The sequence below is a fragment of the Streptomyces sp. NPDC001941 genome, assembly GCF_040296945.1.
GTDB lineage: Bacteria > Actinomycetota > Actinomycetes > Streptomycetales > Streptomycetaceae > Streptomyces.
Map to the genome: position 1 here is coordinate 1 of NZ_JBEOYE010000020.1, position 17,809 is coordinate 17,809.

Here is a 17,809-nt window from a genome sequence, read left to right on the forward strand (position 1 = left end):
GGACGCTTCCTTTGTACTCACCCTCTCGGGCTTTCCTCCGGGCGCTTCCCTTCGGTCTTTCGTGTTTCCAGCTTAGCAGATCCGATTTCCGTTTCTGCCACCCGCTGGAGCGGGCTGCCGGGCCGTTCTTCGCTTTCGCGTTTCCCTTTCCGGCGATTCACACTCTATCAGTCTTTTTCAGTCCCTCTGACCGCCGCCCTAAGGGCACGCGAAATTGCCATCCGGGAGAGGATTGGACTAGACAAGTGCTGCCGACCTTCGACTCAAAGTCGCGTTGGGGTCAGGCAGGAGTACGACAGTACATGCCGCGAGTACATGAGGCAAATCGCTAGCGGCCGTCCCTAGCTCCGCCAACCGCCACCTCTCGTGCGGAACTGGGACTTCTTATGACTTACCCTCTTCAAAGAGTGCGCCGTCCAGGACAGGTAGTGACGGCGCCAGATTCTCCGCCCCCTGGGAGGCTCCCATGACTACCGTGACGTCGCCGCTCGCTGGCCGCGCCATCGGACTCGTTGCTGTACCCGACCCGGTGTTCTCCGGAGCGATGGTCGGTCCGGGTACCGCTATTGACCCCGTGCGTGAGCCCTCGGAGGCCGTCGCTCCCGTCGACGGCATCGTTGTCTCCCTGCACCCGCACGCCTTCGTCGTCGTCGACTCCGAGGGCCACGGCGTGCTGACGCACCTGGGCATCGACACCGTGCAGCTCAACGGCGAGGGCTTCGAGCTCCTCGTCAGCAAGGGTGACACCGTGACCCGCGGCCAGGCCGTGGTCCGCTGGAACCCCGCAGACGTCGAGGCCGCCGGGAAGTCCCCCGTGTGCCCCGTCGTCGCCCTCGAGGCCACTGCCGACTCCCTCTCCGACGTCATCGAGACCGGCGACGTCACCACCGGTGACGCGCTGTTCGGCTGGCAGTAGACGTCTACTCGGGACGGACCGAGTAACAGAGAGCATTCAACGTGGCGGCGGACAGCCGCCGCCCTATCGGAGACGGTGAGATGGAGACAACGCTGCGAGGCGTCGGCGTGAGCCACGGTGTGGCCATCGGCGAGGTTCGGCACATGGGAACGGCGGTCCTCGAGCCGCCGGCGAAGCAGATCCCGGCGGAGGAGGCGGAGCGCGAACAGGGGCGCGCCCGTCAGGCCGTCGAGGCTGTGGCAGCCGACCTGAATGCGCGTGGCAATCTGGCGGGCGGCGAGGCCCAGGCCGTCCTCGAGGCCCAGGCGATGATCGCCCAGGATCCCGAGCTCATGGCCGACGTCGACCGGCGCATCGCGGTCGGCAGCACCGCCGAGCGCGGCGTGTACGACGCTTTCTCGCACTACCGCGAACTGCTGGCCGGTGCCGGTGAGTACATGGCCGGCCGCGTCGCGGACCTCGACGACGTCCGCAACCGCATCGTGGCCCGCCTCTTGGGCGTGCCGATGCCCGGTGTACCGGACAGCGACGAGCCTTACGTACTGATCGCGCGCGACCTGGCCCCGGCCGACACCGCGCTGCTCGACCCGGCCCTGGTGCTCGGGTTCGTGACCGAGGAGGGCGGGCCGACCAGCCACAGCGCCATCCTGGCGCGCGCCCTGGGCGTGCCGGCCGTCGTCGCCCTGCCGGGCGCCGGTGAGCTGGCCGAGGGCACCGTGATCGCGGTGGACGGCAGCACGGGCGAGATCTTCGTGGACCCGAGCGAGGAGAAGCGGGCCGCGCTGGAGAGCGCCGCCGCCGAGCGCAAGGCCGCGCTCTCCGCTTCCACCGGCCCGGGCGCGACGTCGGACGGCCACAAGGTGCCGCTGCTGGCCAACGTCGGCGGTCCCGCCGACGTCCCGGCGGCCGTGGAGGCCGGGGCCGAGGGTGTGGGCCTGTTCCGCACCGAGTTCCTCTTCCTGGACGACAGCAAGCAGGCGCCGTCCGAGGAGAAGCAGGTCGAGGCGTACCGCCAGGTCCTGGAGGCGTTCCCCGAGGGTCGTGTCGTCGTGCGCGTCCTGGACGCCGGCGCCGACAAGCCGCTGGACTTCCTCACGCCGGCCGACGAGCCCAACCCGGCGCTGGGCGTGCGTGGTCTGCGCAGCCTCCTCGACCACCCCGAGGTCCTGCGCACCCAGCTGACCGCGCTGGCCAAGGCCGTCGAGGGCCTGCCGGTCTACCTCGAGGTCATGGCCCCGATGGTGGCCGACCGCCAGGACGCCAAGGCGTTCGCGGACGCGTGCCGCGAGGCCGGTCTGCAGGCGAAGTTCGGCGCGATGGTGGAGATTCCCTCCGCCGCGCTGCGCGCCCGCTCGATCCTGCAGGAGGTGGAGTTCCTGTCGCTGGGCACCAACGACCTGGCGCAGTACACCTTCGCCGCCGACCGTCAGGTCGGTGCGGTGTCGCGCCTGCAGGACCCGTGGCAGCCCGCGCTGCTCGACCTGGTCGCGATGTCGGCCGAGGCCGCCAAGGCCGAGGGCAAGAGCTGTGGCGTCTGCGGTGAGGCGGCGTCCGACCCGCTGCTCGCGTGCGTGCTGACCGGTCTGGGCGTCACCTCCCTCTCCATGGGCGCGGCGTCGATTCCTTATGTGCGCGCGACGCTGGCCAAGCACACGCTGGCTCAGTGCGAGCGGGCCGCCGCCGCCGCGCGTGCGGCGGACACGGCCGAGGACGCCCGCGTGGCGGCGCAGGCGGTGCTGTCCGGGGAGTAGTCGTTCCCGAGCAGGTCGTGGAGGGGCTTCCCGCCGTCGAGGCGGGGAGCCCCTTTCGCGTGTCCGGCCTCAGTGGTGGCGCGGCCAGTGGGTCCCGGGGTCGACGGGGTAGCCCGCGCGGTACTCGACGCCGGGTTCGGGTGAGAGCGGGTCGCCGGTGGTGGCGTCGGTGCAGTACGCGTTGAACACCTCGGCCTCGCTGAGCGGTTCGAGCCGGCCGTGCGCCAGGCGCCATCCGCGGAGCACGTCGGGTGCTTCGGGGGTGCTGGTGCGCAGGACGACTCCGCCGGGGCTGCGCAGCGCGATGCCCGCGGCGAGGACGGTGGCGAACTCGGCGCCCTCGGAGGTGTCGAGGCGGGCGGGCCCCGAGGCGTCGGTCTCGGCGTGCAGGACGGCGATGAGGTGTTCGTCGTCGGCGGGGACGCTGCACACCACGTGGTGGATGCCGGGCCCGGCGCCTTCGAGGAGGGCGACCATCAGGTGGGAGGCCTGGTCGAAGGCGGCGCGGCCGATGTCCTCGCCGCATTCGGCGCACTCCCCCACGCCGGAGAGCAGTACGGTCGCGTACTCCCATGTCGCGTGGCGGACCGCCTGGTTGACGACCTGGGGCACCAGGTGGTCGATGGGCTGGCCGCGGTAGGTGACGCAGGCGCCGCTGGCGGCGACCTCGGCGGTGAAGCGGCTCCGGCTGTCGGGGGTGTCGGGGTCGAGTCCGGCCCCGGCACAGTACTCCTCGTACTCCTCGGGGTCGAAGAGGGCGACGGCGGTGTGGCCGCCTTCGGTGGCGAGGCTTCTGAGGAGGCCGTCGACCTGGCGCAGATACGTGTCGTGGTCGTCGAAGGCGAAGGTGCGGTAGCGGCCCATGGCCGTGAAGTCGTGCGGGTCGGCGAGCAGGCCGACGGCGCTGGGTACGTCGCGGCGCAGGGCGCGCCGCATGGATGTCGTGTTCTTCGGTTGTGCCATGACTTCCCCCTGAGTCTGTCGATCAGTGCTCACTCACCGTAACCGGGGGGACTGACAACGGCGTCGTGGTGGCGGTCTCGTGGCGGCGCACGAGGGCGTTCTGGGCGAGGCAGGTGGCGGCGAGGACGGCGGCGAGGACGGGCCAGGCGGGGGCGCCGACGGCGATGACGGTGGTGACGATCAGGGGTCCGGCGCTGCGCTGGACCGAGGGGGCGAGGCCGTGGACGCCGAGGTAGGCGCCCTGGGCCTCGGCGGGGGCGAGGTGCACGGAGAGTTCCCAGGAGACCGTGGCGTGGATGATCTCGGCGAAGGTGAGGGCGACGGCGGCGAGGAGGACGGCCGCGGTGGCGGTCCAGCGGCCGTCGGTGGTGGAGGCGGAGAGGGCGAGGCAGCCGAGGGCGTAGGCGCCGGCGAGCGGGGCGAGCAGGCGGCGGGCCGCGGCGGGGGTGGTGCCGAAGCGGGAGAAGGGGACTTGGAAGAGGACGACGAGGACGCTGTTGAGGACCAGGATCAGCGGGGCGAGGCCGACGGGGGCGTCGGTGGCGTGGACGATCCACAGCGGCATGCCGACCTGGAGGATCGCGTCGTCGAGGAAGAGCACGGCTTCGGTGGCGGTGTAGAGGAGGAAGGTCCGGTCGCGCCACGGGCGGGGCGGCCGGGTGTCGGGGGCGCCGGTGGACTTCGGGTCGTGGGTGCGCACGACCCGGGTGGGTGCCTGGGGTTCGGCGCAGCGGGCGGTGAGGGCCGCCATCAGGACGTACGAGAGGACGTTGGCGATGAGCAGGGCCTGGTAGGCGGCGGCGGTGGCGAAGGAGAGCGCGGCCGCGGCGCCGAGGCCGCCGACGGCCCAGCCGAGGTTGCCGATGGTGCGCTGTACGGCCTGGTAGCGGACGCGGTCGGGGCCGGCGGCGCGGGCGGCGTAGAGCTTGTTGAGGACGCTGCTCGCCCGGTCTGGCAGGGCGCCGATCGCGGAGAGGACCAGGAGCAGGGCGTAGTCGTGGGTGGTGAGCAGGGCCAGCAGGGCGGCGGCGCGCAGGAGTTGGGAGCCGATGAGGACGTGGGTGACCGGGAAGCGGTCGGCGAGGCGGCCCGCGAGGGGGGCTCCGGCGATGCCGAGGGCGCCGGAGACGCCGACGAGGATGCCGATCTGTCCGACGCCGAGGTGGGTCACGTACGTGAAGTAGAGCGCGACGGCGGCGGCCCAGAGGCCGGTGCCGATCTTGTCGATGAACTGGACGAGGAGCATGCGGCGGCCGTCGCGGCCGCCGGGTACGTCCCGCACGGCGGTGCGGGCTCGATCGAGCATGTTCACGTTATTTCCCCCACACGCGGCCTCGCGCACGTCGCACTTGACCACGCCTTTGTATTGATACATTATTTGGAACGTGGCAGCACAATATTCGATCACGGGGTCCACGGCCAAGGGGATCGCCGCGTCCGTCGAGCGCGCGGTGGCGGCCGGCGGGCTCGGGCCCGGCGCCGCCCTCCCCCCGGTGCGCAGGCTGGCGGACGAGCTGGGGGTCAGCCCCGGGACCGTCGCGACCGCCTACAAGGAGCTGCGCCAGCGCGGCGTCGTCGTCACGCGCGGGCGCGGCGGGACCGTCGTGGCACACGCCCCCGCGGTCGCCTCCCGCCGCCCGCCCCGGGTTCCCGAGGGACTGCGCGACCTGGCCGGCGGCCATCCCGACCCGGCGTTCCTGCCGGTCCTGCACCCGCCCGCCGAGGTCCTGCCCGTGCCGGGCTCCCATCGCGCGGCGCCCCGGCTGGCCGGGCTCGAAGGGCTCACGCGCGCGTGGTTCGCGCGCGACGGGGTCCCCGCCGAGCACGTGACGTTCGCCCACGGGGCGCTGGACTGCATCGCACGGCTGCTCTCCACCGAACTGCGGCCCGGCGACGCAGTGGCCGTGGAGGACCCCGGTTTCCACCACCTGCTGGACCTGGTGGCCGCGCTGGGGCTGCGCACCGTGCCCGTCGCGGTCGACGACGAGGGGATCACTCCCGAGGCGCTGCGCTCCGCACTGCGGTCGGGGGTACGGGCACTGGTGTGCAGCCCGCGCGGGCAGAGCCCGATGGGAGGGTGCTTCTCGCCCGGACGGCGGGACGACCTGGCCCGGATCCTCACGGCCTCCCCCGACGTCCTGGTGGTGGAGGACGACCACAACGCGGAGATCTCCGGGGTGCCCGCGTACTCCCTCGCCGCGGCCGGGCTCCCCCGCTGGGCGCAGGTGCGGACGGTCTCCAAGCACCTGGGCATCGATCTGCGGTGGGCGGGTGTGGCCTGTGACGCGGCGACACTGGCGCGACACGACGGACGGATGCTGATGACGTCCGGGTGGGTCAGCCACGTGCTCCAGGAGACGGCGGCCCGGGCGATGGACGACCCGGCCACGCGCGCGGTGGTGGCGTCCGCCGGGAGCGCCTACACCGAGCGGCGCGAGGCGCTGGTACGGGAGCTGGGCGCGCGCGGGATCGCCGCGCACGGCGCGAGCGGGCTGAGCGTGTGGGTACCGGTGCGCGACGAGTCCGCCGTGGTGAACGGGCTGCGCTCGCACGGATGGTGGGTGGCCGCGGGAGCCCGGTTCCGGATCGCGTCCCCCACTGCGGTACGGATCACGACCGCGGGGCTCGACGTGGCGGACGCACGGCGGCTGGCCGGCGACTTCGCCTCCGTGCTCGGCGATTCGGAGGCGTTGTACGGCGGTTGAGCCGCGCGCCCCGGGTGCGGCCCGGGGCGCGACGGTTCGCGGTCACTTCCTGGTGCGGGCCAGTTCCTCGTAGAAGCCCAGCAGGGACACGTCGTCCACCGAGCCCGCGTTCACGGCCCTGGCGAGCGGGGTGCCCTGCAGGAGGCGCTTGACGGGGACCTCGATGCGCTTGCCGGTGAGGGTGTGCGGGACGCCGGGGACCTCGATGATGTCGTCGGGGACGTGGCGCGGCGACAGGTTCGCGCGGATCGCGGCCCGGATGCGTTCGCGCAGCCCGTCGTCGAGCGTCGCGCCCTCGGCGAGGTGGACGAAGAGCGGCATCCAGTAGCCGCCGTCGGGTTCCTCGAGGCCGATCACGAGCGACTCCCGGACCTCGGGGAGGCGTTCCACGACCTCGTAGATGTCGGCCGAACCCATGCGCACGCCCTGGCGGTTGAGCGTGGAGTCGGAGCGTCCGTGGATGACGACCGAGCCGCGCTCCGTGATCGTGATCCAGTCGCCGTGCCGCCACGCTCCGGGGAACATGTCGAAGTAGCTGTCGTGGTAGCGGCTGCCGTGCGGGTCGTTCCAGAAGTACACCGGCATCGACGGCATCGGGGCGGCGACCACCAGCTCGCCGACCTCGCCCGTCAGCGGCTTGCCCGCGGGGTCCCACGCCTGGAGGTCCGTGCCGAGGCCGGCCGCCTGGAGCTCGCCGATGTGCACCGGCAGGGTGGGGACGGCGCCGGCGAAGCAGCTGCACACGTCCGTGCCGCCGCTGACGGAGGCGATCCACAGGTCCTCGCCGCTGTCCGCGAACTCGTCGTGCAGCCAGCGGAAGCCGTCCGGAGGGAGGGGCGATCCGGTGGTGGCGACGCACTTGATCCTGGACAGGTCGTACGCGCGCGTGGGGTGCACCCCGGCCTTGCGGCAGGCCATGACGTACGCGGCGGAGGTGCCGTACAGGGTGGCGCCGGTGCGCTCGGCGACGCGCCACTGGGCGCCGGTGTCGGGGTAGCCGGGGCTGCCGTCGTACAGGACGACCGTGGTGCCGGTCAGCAGGCCGGAGACGAGGAAGTTCCACATCATCCAGCCGGTGGAGGTGTACCAGAAGAAGCGGTCCTCGGGGCCCAGGTCGCAGTGCAGGCCGATCTGCTTGAAGTGCTCCAGGAGGATGCCGCCCTGGGACTGGACGATGGCCTTGGGCAGGCCGGTCGTTCCGGAGGAGTACAGGACCCACAGGGGGTGGTCGAAGGCGACCGGCTCGAAGACCGGCTCCGTGTCCCCGGCGGTGACCTCGTCCCAGTCCAGCGCGCCTTCGGGCGCCGGGGTGCCCAGGAGCGGGATGTGCACCACCGCGCGCAGGCCGGGCAGCTCGCGGCGCAGTTCGGCGACGGTGTCGCGGCGGTCGTGCTCCTTGCCGCCGTAGCGGTAGCCGTCGACGGTGAACAGGACCACCGGCTCGACCTGCTGGAAGCGGTCCAGGACGCTGCGGGCGCCGAAGTCGGGGGCGCAGGAGGTCCACACGGCGCCGACGGCGGCGGTGGCGAGCAGGGCGGTGACGGCTTGCGGGACGTTGGGAAGGTAGCCGCTGACCCGGTCGCCCGGGCGTACGCCCAGGGCGCGCAGCCTGGCGGCCAGGGAGCCGACCTGGCGGCGCAGTTCGGCCCAGCTGACGGGGACGGGTTCGTGCGACTCGTCGACGTGCAGCAGGGCGGGCTCGTCGGGGCGGTCGGCGGCGGCGCGCAGGGCGTGCTCGGCGTAGTTGAGGGTGGCGCCGGGGAACCACTGGGCGCCGGGCATGGTCCGTTCGCCGAGCACGCGCGCGTAGGGCGTGGAGAAGCGGACGTCGAACCAGACGGCGACGGCCTCCCAGAACGTGTCCAGGTGCTCCACCGACCAGCGGTGCAGTGCGGGGTAGCCGCCCTCGGCCGGGGCTCCGTACCGCTCGGCCGCCCAGGCCTGGAAGCGGGTCACGGCCGCCGCGTCGACACGGGCCTCGTCCGGCTGCCACAGGGCTGCCGGCTCCGGTGCGGGGGTGGCAGGGGACGAGGTCATGGGGCGGCTCCCGGCTTCCTGGCTCTACACGAGGGTGGGCGTGCGTCCCGCGCACGTGCAGGGGTGTGCGCGGACGCGTGGCTGACACGGACGATGCCACGTGATCGTCTTTCGCACCAGGGTTGCCCGCACATGCCGAAGGGGTGCGGCATGTGTCGGCGCACCATGTACGTGCGGAGTCCCGGGACGGGTGAACGGAAGTTGAACGGACCCCGGGAACGCCCCGGTCAGTGGCAGGGTGAGCTGCATGGACGGTCGTGAGCTGGCGCGTTCGGTACGCGCGGTGAGGATGTTCGGTACGTCGCAGGGGCTGCGGGCGCTGCGCTCCACCTGGCGGCAGCGGCGGGCGGACGCGGCCGGGCTGCCGCCGCGCGGCCCCGAACGCGCGCGCGTGCCCGGCGCCGTCACGGGGACGGAGGTGGTGCCGGGGGGCGGGGTCGTCCGGTTCGCGCGCTCCGAGCTGCGGGTGGTCGTGGCGAGCGGCGGCGCGGTGTTCTACGGCTGGGACGGCGCGCTGCCGCTGCCGTCGTACGCGCTGGCCGGGGAGGCGCCGGAGCCGGACCCGCGGGCCGTCCTGGAGCCCGACAAGGACGGTGGCTGGCGGGTGGTGTCCGAGCGGGTCACGGTGACCGTGTCGCGGCACGGGGCGGTGGAGGTGCGCACGCCGGGCGGCGTGGTGCTGCGCAGGGACCTGCCGCCGAGGTGGTGGGAGCCGGTGCGGGGCGGGCCGGCGCGCTGGGTGCAGCGCAGCGAGGTGCCGGCGGACGCGCGGTTCTTCGGCCTGGGCGGCCGGGCCGCGGGGCCCCGGCTGCGGGACGGCTCCTACCGGCTGTGGAACACCGATCCGCGCGGCAGCTTCGGCCCGGACGACGATCCGCTGTACATCACGATGCCGCTGCAGCTGGTGGTCTCCGACGCGGGGACGCACCTGGCGTTCCACGACAGCACGTGGGACGGGCGGGTGCTGCTGCGCGAGGGCGAGGAGGGCGCCGGATCGGGGCACGACCGGCCGGGCAGCAGCGAGGTGCGGATGAGCGGCGGGCCGCTGCGGTGCTGGGTGCTGGTGGGTACTCCCGCGCGCGTGCTGCACGGCTGGGCGCAGCTGACGGGCGCGCCCGCGCTGCCGCCGTCGTGGGCGCTGGGGCCGCAGCACGCGCGCTGGGGGTTCGGCAGCGAGGCGGAGGTGCGCCGGGTGGTCGACGGCTACCGGCGGCGCGAACTGCCGCTGTCCGTGCTGCACCTGGACATCGACCACTACGACGGGCACCAGGTGTTCACCGTCGACCGGGAGCGCTTCCCCGATCTGCCGGGGCTGGCCAAGGACCTGGCCGGACAGGGCGTACGGCTGGTGTCGATCGTGGATCCGGCGGTCAAGGCGCAGGGGCCGCTGCACGAAGGCGGTGCGGCTGTCGGGACCGAGGGGGCGTTCGTGCGGGACGCGCGCGGGCGTGAGGTGCGGGGCGTGGTGTGGCCGGGCGAGTGCGTGTACCCGGACTTCACGGATCCGGCGGTGCGCGCGTGGTGGGGCGGTCTGTACGAGGAGCGGCTGGCCCAGGGCTTCGCCGGGGTGTGGCACGATATGAACGAGCCGGTGTCGTTCACGCCGTTCGGCGACATGACGCTCCCCCGGTCGGCGCGGCACGCGCTGGAGGGCCGGGGCGGCGACCACCGCGAGGCGCACAACGTGTACGGCCTGGCGATGGCGCGGGCGGGCTACGAGGGGCTGCGGCGGCTGCGGCCCGAGGAGCGGCCGTTCCTGTTCTCGCGCTCGGGCTGGGCGGGGATGCAGCGCTACGGCGGCACCTGGTCCGGTGACGTGAGCAGTTCCTGGCCGGGGCTGCGGGCCTCGCTGGCGCTGGTGCTCGGGGCGGGGCTGAGCGGGGTGCCGTACTCGGGTCCTGACGTCGGCGGCTTCGACGGCGATCCGTCGCCGGAGCTGTACCTGCGCTGGTTCCAGCTGGGGGCGTGGCTGCCGCTGTTCCGGACCCACGCGGCGATCGACGCGGGCCGCAGGGAGCCGTGGGAGTTCGGGCCCCGGGTCCTGGAGCACGCGCGCGTGGCGCTGGCCGAGCGGGAGCGGATGCGGCCGTACTTCGTGACCCTGGCGCACCTGGCGCGGCTGACCGGAGCGCCGTACGTGCGGCCCCTGTGGTGGGGCGCGCCGGAGGACCGGGCGCTGCGGGACTGCGAGGACGCGTTCCTGCTGGGTGACGCGCTGCTGGTGGCGCCGGTGTTCGAGCGGGGCACGGACCGGCGGGCGGTGCGGCTGCCGCGGGGGCTCTGGTACGACACGGTGACGGGCGAGGCGTACGAGGGGCCGGGTCAGGTGCTCCTGAGTGCGCCGCTGCCGGACGCGGCGGACTCGCGGATCCCGGTGCTCGCACGCGCGGGCTCGGTGGTGCCGGTGCGGGGCGCGGACGGGGGGACGGAGCTGGAGGTGTGGGCCCCGGCGGCGGGTCGTACCGGCGGTGGTTTGGTGGTCGCGGACGCGGGGGACGGGTGGGAGCCGTCGGAGGTGGAGCGGTACGCGACGCGTCTGGTGGACGGGGAGGTCGTGGTGGAGCGGCTGGGGTCGGAGCGGGGCGTGGAGCGCCGGGTGCGGGTGCGGGGGCTGTGACGGGTGGGGTGTGTGAGGGGCAGGGTGCCTGAGGGGCGGGGTGTACGGCGGGGCGCGTCAGGCGTAGCGGCCGGCGAACCAGTTCCGGACGGCCGCGGTGTGCAGATCGAACGCCAACTCCTCGGGGGCGCGCAGCAGGTGCCACCCCTCGGTCTCGTCCGTCGCGGCGGGGGGAGGGAGTTCGGCGGCGGGGCGGGGCGGCAGCAGGCCGAACACCAGCAGATGGCCGCTGGGCGCGCTCATGGCGTCGGCGAGCCGGACGGTGCCGGGGATCGCCTCGATCCCGGTCTCCTCGCGCAGTTCCCGTACGACAGCGTCCCGCCAGTCCTCGCCGTCGTCGATGAACCCTCCGGGCAGCGCGGCACGGCCCACGTGCGGCTCGATGCCGCGGGTGATGGCCACGAGTGACGTGCCCCGCTCGTCCGTCACGGGCAGCAGGGCGAGGGCGACGGGCAGCGGATTGCGGTAGGCGGTGTCCCCGCAGGCGGCACAGGTGCGGGGCCAGCCGTCGAGGGGCCGGGGGTAGGGCGCGCCGCAGGTGGAGCAGTGGGAGTTCCTCACGGGCGCGGACTGTAGTGCACCGGGCGGGGTTCCAGGGGGCTTTCGGATGCCTTCGTGTGCGTGCGCGTGAGGCTCGTGGCGCGTGTGCCAGGGGCTCGTGGTCCGTCGGCGAGAGGCTCGCGACGGCGCTGTCCGTCCGGTGCGGACCCGTGCGGGCCTTGCGCACGCGGGCGCGCGCGGGGGCGATCGTCTTTCGCCGTCACCCGCGCACCTGGTATCTGGGTGCGCATGACACGACTCGCTTCCGCTTTCCGCGTCCTGGCCGTGACCGCGGCCGCCGCCCTGCTGTCCACGGCCACCGTGCCCGCCGCGCAGGCCGGGCCCGAACCGAAGGCGCCCCGGGAGTTCGTGGCGCTGGCCGCGGTGGACCCGACGATCATCCAGGAGATGCGCTACACCACGGCCCACGACTTCATGGGCGAGCCGGTGGACGGCTACCGCGCGCCGGTGTGCATCGTGACGCGCCCCGCGGCCCGGGCCCTGCACCGGGCCCAGTCGGAACTCCTGCGCCGGGGCTACTCGCTGAAGGTGTACGACTGCTACCGCCCGCAGCGGGCCGTGGACCACTTCGTGCGCTGGGCCAAGGACCTCGCGGACGAGCGGATGAAGGCGGAGTTCTATCCGCGGGTCGACAAGTCCCGGCTGTTCGAGGACGGTTACATCGCCGAGAAGTCGGGGCACAGCCGGGGCTCGACCGTCGACCTGACCATCGTGCGGCTGCCCGCGAAGCCGACGCGGCCGTACCGTCCCGGCGAGACCCTGGTGCCGTGCTACGCGCCGCGCTCGGAGCGCTTCCCCGACAACTCCGTGGACATGGGCACCGGATTCGACTGCTTCGACACGCTCGCGCACACCGACGACCCGCGGGTCCAGGGGGTCCAGCGCGCCAACCGGCAGCTGCTGAAGTCGACGCTGACGGGCCTGGGGTTCGTGAACCTGGCCGAGGAGTGGTGGCACTACACGTTCAAGCCCGAGCCCTTCCCGGACACCTACTTCGACTTCCCCGTCGCCTGGAGCTCGCTCACCGGACGGCGCTGAGGACGGCGGCGGGCGGCCGGAACCACCCCCGTGGGCCCCGGCCGCCCGTCCACTCCTAACGGACGCGGCGGGGGCCGTCCCGGTTCTCCCCCACAGGGCACTGCTTCCTCGGAGTTTTCCACAGGCCCTGACCGGTTTCCCGCGGGGCGGTTACCGTGGCGTACATGGAGCGGAAAGAGCAGCGCACGTTCGATTCGTACGAGGATTTCTGGCCCTACTACGTCGCGATGCACTCGAAGGCGGCCACCCGCTGGGTGCACCTCACCGGGACCCTGACGGGCCTGGCCATCAGCGCCTACGGACTGGTCCGGGGCCGCCCGCGGTACGCGCTGGCGCTCCCGCTGATCGGGTACGGGACCGCCTGGCCCGCGCACTTCCTGATCGAGGGGAACAACCCGGCCACCTTCGGGCACCCGGCCTGGTCGCTGCGCGGGGACGCGCAGATGATCCGGATGATGCTGGCGGGACGGGACGCGGAGCTGGCGGAGATAGCCCAGAAGTGGCTGGCCGAGAACGCCTGACCGCGCCGCCCGGCGGCGAGCCGGAGCGTCTGATTGAGCGTCAGTTCGGGGGTGGTGCTCGGCGTGCCCGCGTGGCAGTCTTCTGACGTTCCGTCAGATGTCGTGCCGGGGAGGGGCTGTGACACGCACACGCAAACCCGTGGTGGACGGGTGGTTCACACCGGACGGCGACGGGGAGGAATTCCGGCTCCTCGGCACCCGCTGCTCGGCCTGCTCGGCGGTGTACTTCCCGCGCGAGGACGCGTACTGCCGCAATCCCGGGTGCCCGGGCGGCGACCTCACCGAGGTCCCGCTGTCCCGGCGGGGCCGGGTCTGGTCGTACACCGACGGGCGCTACCGGCCGCCCGCCCCGTACGTCTCGGACCCCGACGCCGCCTGGGAGCCCTACACGCTGGTCGCGGTCGAGCTGGCCGACGAGGGCATGGTCGTCCTCGGGCAGGCCGCGCCCGGAGTCGCGGTGGCGGACCTGGCCGTGGGCATGGAGGTCGAGCTGGTGCCCGGAGTGCTCAACGAGGACGCCGACACCGTCTGGACCACCTGGCACTGGCGGCCCGCGGGGGTGACCGCGTGAGCGGGGACGTCGCGGTGCTCGGTGCCGGGATGCACCCCTGGGGCAAGTGGGGCCACGGCTTCACCACGTACGGAACGGCCGCCGCCCGTACGGCGCTCGCCGACGCGGGCGTCGACTGGCGGGACGTCGGGTCCATCGTCGGTGCCGACACGGTGCGCGGTGGCTACCCGGGCTACGTGGCGGGCGCGACCTTCGCGCGCGCCCTGGGCTGGCAGGGCGCGCGGGTGACCAGCGTCTACGCGGCGTGCGCGTCCGGGGCGCAGGCCATCGCGACGGCCCGGGCGCAGATCCTGGCGGGACTGGCTGACGTGGTGCTGGTGGTCGGCGCGGACGCGGCGCCCAAGGGGTTCTTCGCCCCCGCGGGCGGGGAGCGGCCGGACGACCCCGACTGGCTGCGCTTCCGGGTGCTCGGCGCGACCAACCCGGCGTACTTCGGCCTCTACGCGCGCCGCCGGATGGCCCTGTACGGCGACACCGTCGAGGACTTCGCACAGGTCAAGGTGAAGAACTCGGCGGCCGGCGCGCTCAATCCGCACGCGCGCTACCGCAAGGCCGTGAGCGCCGAGGAGGTCGCGGCCTCCGCGGTCGTCGCCGACCCGCTGCGGCTGCTGGACATCTGCGCCACCTCGGACGGCGGCGCGGCGCTGGTGCTGTCGTCGATGGAGTTCGCGCGACGGCGCGGGGTCACCGACCCGGTGCGGGTGCGGGCCGTGTCCACTGTGACGCCGGTCTACCCGCGCACGGTCCTCGACCTGCCCGACGTCGCCACGGACTCCACGACGGCCGTCGCGGCCCCGGAGCAGGGCTTCCGGGCCTCGATCGCGCGGGCCGCGTACGAGGAGGCGGGCATCGGGCCCGAGGACCTGTCGCTCGCCGAGGTGTACGACCTGTCCACGGCGCTGGAGCTGGAGTGGTACGAGGACATCGGACTGTGCGGCGCCGGGGAAGGGGCTAAGCTGGTCCGAGAGGGCATCACCGCGCTCGGCGGACGGGTGCCGGTGAACCCCAGCGGGGGCCTGGCGTCCTTCGGCGAGGCAGTGCCCGCGCAGGCGATCGCCCAGGTCTGCGAACTGACCTGGCAGCTGCGCGGCACGGCCGGGGAGCGCCAGGTGACGGGCGCACGGGCCGGGATCACCGCGAACCAGGGGCTGTTCGGGCACGGGTCGGCCGTGGTGGTGGTGCGCTGAGGCAGGGGCGGGGAGGGCGGAAGGCTGAAGGGCCGGGGTCCGGGGAAGCCGGAGAGGCCGGGGCCCGGAGAGGCCGGGGCCCGGAGAGGCCGGGGCCCGGGGCGTGCTCCTCCGGGTCGTCGCCGCCCCGGTTCCGTACGCCCGGAAGCCCCGCCCCCCTACGCACGCCGGGCCCCATCCCCGTACGAAACGGGTTGGCGTTCTCGTCCCGGGTGTCCAGCCGACCCCGTGAACTGGGCTTGCTGTCCGCGACCTTGACGGCCCGTCACCGCCGGTGAAAACTGCCTCTTCGTCGGCATCGCCGCACGTCGGCACGCTCACCACGCTCGTCACGGACGCCGAGCGGACACGGGCCCTCCCCTGCCCCGGCTCCGTCGCCCTGGGAAAGCACCCACGTCAGGAGCCGCCATGAGCAACGGGGACATCTTCGTCGGCGAGGCCATCGGCACGGCGATCCTCATCCTGTTCGGCGCGGGCGTCTGCGCCGCCGTCACACTGCACCACTCCAAGGCGAGAGCCGCCGGGTGGGTGGTGATCGCCTTCGGCTGGGGCTTCGGCGTACTGGCCGGCGCGTACACCGCGGCCCCGCTGTCCGGCGGGCACCTGAACCCGGCGGTCACGCTGGGCCTGGCCGTGGACACCGGAGAGTGGGGCAAGGTACCGCTCTACCTGCTCGGGCAGATGGTCGGCGCGATCGCGGGCGCCGTGCTGACCTGGCTGGTCTACTTCGCGCAGTTCCAGGCCAACGCCGAGGAGTCGGCGGCGCTGCCCACGCTGGGGATCTTCTCCACGTCCCCCGAGATCCGCAAGCCGGTCGCCAACCTGATCACCGAGGTCATCGCGACCATCGCGCTCGTCCTGCCCATCCTGGCCTTCGGCCGCAACGACGGAATCGGCATCGGGCAGATCCCCGGCCAGGACGCCGGCATCTACGGCTCCGGCATCTCGATCCTGCTCGTCTCGCTGCTCGTCGTCGGCATCGGCCTGTCGCTCGGCGGGCCCACGGGCTACGCCATCAATCCCGCGCGCGACCTCGGCCCGCGCATCGCACACGCGCTGCTGCCGATCCCCAACAAGGGGACGTCGGACTGGGGCTACGCCTGGATCCCGGTGGCGGGCCCGCTGATCGGCGGGCTGCTGGCCGGACTGGTCTTCAACGCCCTGTACTGAGGCACGTGTTCAACGCCCCGTACCGGGTGACACGTACAGAGCCCGCGAACCGCGCGTACGGAGCCCGCCCACGGTCCGTACAGAGCCCGATCCGCGTACTCCCCGAACCGCCCCTCCGTCCCGAGAGCCCGTACCGACCCACCCTCCCGGCCACAACCGGCGCCCCGCCCCCGCAGACTCCCCTCCCCCTTCCGCCTCCCGCGGAGCCAAGGAGCCGTCATGACGGACACCTCCCGCACCTACGTCGCGGCGATCGACCAGGGCACCACGTCCAGCCGCTGCATCATCTTCGACCAGGACGGCGGCGCCGTCGCCGTCGACCAGCGCGAGCACCGCCAGATCTTCCCCAAGCCCGGCTGGGTGGAGCACGACGCCGCCGAGATCTGGTCCAAGGTCCAGGCCGTCGTCGCGGGCGCGCTCGCCAAGGCCGGGCTGCGCCCCGACCAGCTGAGCGCCCTCGGCATCACCAACCAGCGCGAGACGACGGTCCTGTGGGACCGCTCGACCGGCAAGCCGGTGCACAACGCGATCGTCTGGCAGGACACCCGCACCTCCGCGCTCTGCCGCGAACTGGGCGGCAGCGACGGCCCCGACCGCTTCCGCGACACCACCGGGCTCCCGCTGGCCAGCTACTTCTCCGGCCCCAAGGCGGCCTGGCTGCTGGACAACGTGCCCGGACTGCGCGCCCGCGCCGAGCGCGGCGACATCGCCTTCGGCACCATCGACTCCTGGCTCATCTGGAACCTCACCGGAGGCACCGAGGGCGGCGTGCACGTCACCGACGTCACCAACGCCTCGCGCACCCTGCTGATGGACCTCGAACGCCTGGAGTGGGACCGGGAGATCCTCGACGCGCTGCGCGTGCCCGCGGCGGTGCTGCCCGAGATCCGCTCCTCGTCCGAGGTGTACGGAACGGCCGTCGGACAGCTGCGCGGCGTACCGGTGGCGTCCGCGCTGGGCGACCAGCAGGCCGCCGTGTTCGGCCAGGCCTGCTACGACACGGGCACCGCCAAGAACACGTACGGCACCGGCAGTTTCCTGCTCCTGAACACCGGCAACCGTCCGGTGCCGTCCAAGAGCGGACTGCTGACCACCATGGGCTACAAGATCGGTGACCAGGACCCGGTGTACTGCCTGGAGGGTTCGATCGCGATCACCGGGGCGCTGGTGCAGTGGTTCCGCGACCAGCTGGGCATCATCCGCGACGCGTCCGAGATCGAGGCGCTGGCGGCGAGCGTGGACGACAACGGCGGCGCGTACATCGTGCCCGCCTTCTCCGGCCTGTTCGCCCCCTACTGGCGCTCCGACGCGCGCGGTGTGATCACGGGCCTGACCCGGTACGTGACCAAGGCGCACCTGGCCCGCGCGGTCCTGGAGGCCACCAGCTGGCAGACCCGCGAGGTGGTGGACGCCATGTACCAGGACTCGGGCGTGCGGATCACCACCCTGAAGGTGGACGGCGGGATGACCGCCAACGGACTGCTGATGCAGCACCAGGCGGACGTGCTCGGGGTGCCGGTGATCCGGCCCCAGGTCGCGGAGACGACGTGCCTGGGCGCCGCGTACGCGGCCGGGCTCGCCACCGGGGTGTGGTCCGGCACCGACGAGCTGAAGACCCACTGGAAGCGGGACGAGGAGTGGGCGCCGCGGATGGGCGCCGAGGAGCGCGAGCGCGAGTACGCGCGCTGGCGCAAGGCGGTGGAGCGCAGCTTCGGCTGGCAGGAGGAGGACGACTGACAGGCCCCGTACGCGCGTTCCCGCCCGGCGGGACG

At 73.3% G+C, this 17,809-nt stretch carries 14 protein-coding genes; 10 read left to right on the forward strand and 4 right to left on the reverse strand.

What is annotated here, in order from left to right:
* Positions 1-466 precede the first annotated feature (466 nt).
* Complete coding sequence (locus ABT160_RS16120; RefSeq protein WP_351647935.1) at positions 467-916, forward strand: PTS sugar transporter subunit IIA; 450 nt, start codon at positions 467-469, stop codon at positions 914-916.
* 80 nt (positions 917-996) lie between these two features.
* Complete coding sequence (gene ptsP, locus ABT160_RS16125) at positions 997-2,667, forward strand: phosphoenolpyruvate--protein phosphotransferase (protein ID WP_351647937.1); 1,671 nt, start codon at positions 997-999, stop codon at positions 2,665-2,667.
* A 69-nt stretch (positions 2,668-2,736) separates the two neighbouring features.
* Here the strand turns inward: ptsP and ABT160_RS16130 are convergent, their stop codons facing one another.
* Both ABT160_RS16130 and ABT160_RS16135 read right to left on the reverse strand, forming a co-directional pair.
* Positions 2,737-3,630 carry a DUF8829 domain-containing protein gene (locus ABT160_RS16130; RefSeq protein WP_351647939.1) on the reverse strand — a complete coding sequence of 298 codons (894 nt, stop codon included), beginning with the start codon at positions 3,628-3,630 and terminating at the stop codon, positions 2,737-2,739.
* Positions 3,631-3,652: 22 nt separating this feature from the next.
* On the reverse strand, positions 3,653-4,936 hold the full coding sequence (locus tag ABT160_RS16135; RefSeq protein ID WP_351647941.1) for an MFS transporter: 1,284 nt from the start codon (positions 4,934-4,936) through the stop codon (positions 3,653-3,655).
* Positions 4,937-5,015: 79 nt separating this feature from the next.
* On the opposite strand from ABT160_RS16135, the gene ABT160_RS16140 reads away from it, so the two are divergent.
* Positions 5,016-6,335 carry an aminotransferase class I/II-fold pyridoxal phosphate-dependent enzyme gene (locus tag ABT160_RS16140; protein WP_351647943.1) on the forward strand — a complete coding sequence of 440 codons (1,320 nt, stop codon included), beginning with the start codon at positions 5,016-5,018 and terminating at the stop codon, positions 6,333-6,335.
* 42 nt (positions 6,336-6,377) lie between these two features.
* Here the strand turns inward: ABT160_RS16140 and ABT160_RS16145 are convergent, their stop codons facing one another.
* Positions 6,378-8,372: an acetoacetate--CoA ligase gene (locus ABT160_RS16145; protein ID WP_351647945.1), complete on the reverse strand. Its 1,995-nt coding sequence runs from the start codon at positions 8,370-8,372 to the stop codon at positions 6,378-6,380.
* Between the two features lie 247 nt (positions 8,373-8,619).
* Between ABT160_RS16145 and ABT160_RS16150 the strand changes: the two genes are divergently transcribed.
* Entirely contained in the window at positions 8,620-10,989 is a 2,370-nt protein-coding gene (locus ABT160_RS16150; RefSeq protein ID WP_351647947.1) for a glycoside hydrolase family 31 protein, read from the forward strand.
* Positions 10,990-11,046: 57 nt separating this feature from the next.
* On the opposite strand, the gene ABT160_RS16155 is transcribed toward ABT160_RS16150, so the two are convergent.
* Complete coding sequence (locus tag ABT160_RS16155) at positions 11,047-11,598, reverse strand: NUDIX domain-containing protein (RefSeq protein WP_351648111.1); 552 nt, start codon at positions 11,596-11,598, stop codon at positions 11,047-11,049.
* 180 nt (positions 11,599-11,778) lie between these two features.
* On the opposite strand from ABT160_RS16155, the gene ABT160_RS16160 reads away from it, so the two are divergent.
* The 6 genes from ABT160_RS16160 (at position 11,779) to glpK (ending at position 17,774) form a co-directional block, all read left to right on the forward strand.
* Positions 11,779-12,588 carry a M15 family metallopeptidase gene (locus ABT160_RS16160; RefSeq protein WP_351647949.1) on the forward strand — a complete coding sequence of 270 codons (810 nt, stop codon included), beginning with the start codon at positions 11,779-11,781 and terminating at the stop codon, positions 12,586-12,588.
* Between the two features lie 164 nt (positions 12,589-12,752).
* Entirely contained in the window at positions 12,753-13,109 is a 357-nt protein-coding gene (locus tag ABT160_RS16165) for an Mpo1-like protein (protein ID WP_351647951.1), read from the forward strand.
* Between the two features lie 139 nt (positions 13,110-13,248).
* Complete coding sequence (locus ABT160_RS16170) at positions 13,249-13,680, forward strand: Zn-ribbon domain-containing OB-fold protein (RefSeq protein ID WP_351648113.1); 432 nt, start codon at positions 13,249-13,251, stop codon at positions 13,678-13,680.
* Entirely contained in the window at positions 13,677-14,867 is a 1,191-nt protein-coding gene (locus tag ABT160_RS16175) for a lipid-transfer protein (RefSeq protein WP_351647953.1), read from the forward strand. The genes ABT160_RS16170 and ABT160_RS16175 overlap by 4 nt, the downstream gene beginning before the upstream one ends.
* Positions 14,868-15,275: 408 nt before the next feature.
* The gene (locus tag ABT160_RS16180) at positions 15,276-16,037 is read left to right on the forward strand and encodes an MIP/aquaporin family protein (protein WP_351647955.1); all 762 of its coding nucleotides are present in this window, start codon (positions 15,276-15,278) and stop codon (positions 16,035-16,037) included.
* Between the two features lie 219 nt (positions 16,038-16,256).
* The gene (gene glpK, locus ABT160_RS16185) at positions 16,257-17,774 is read left to right on the forward strand and encodes a glycerol kinase GlpK (RefSeq protein ID WP_351647957.1); all 1,518 of its coding nucleotides are present in this window, start codon (positions 16,257-16,259) and stop codon (positions 17,772-17,774) included.
* Positions 17,775-17,809: the final 35 nt, after the last annotated feature.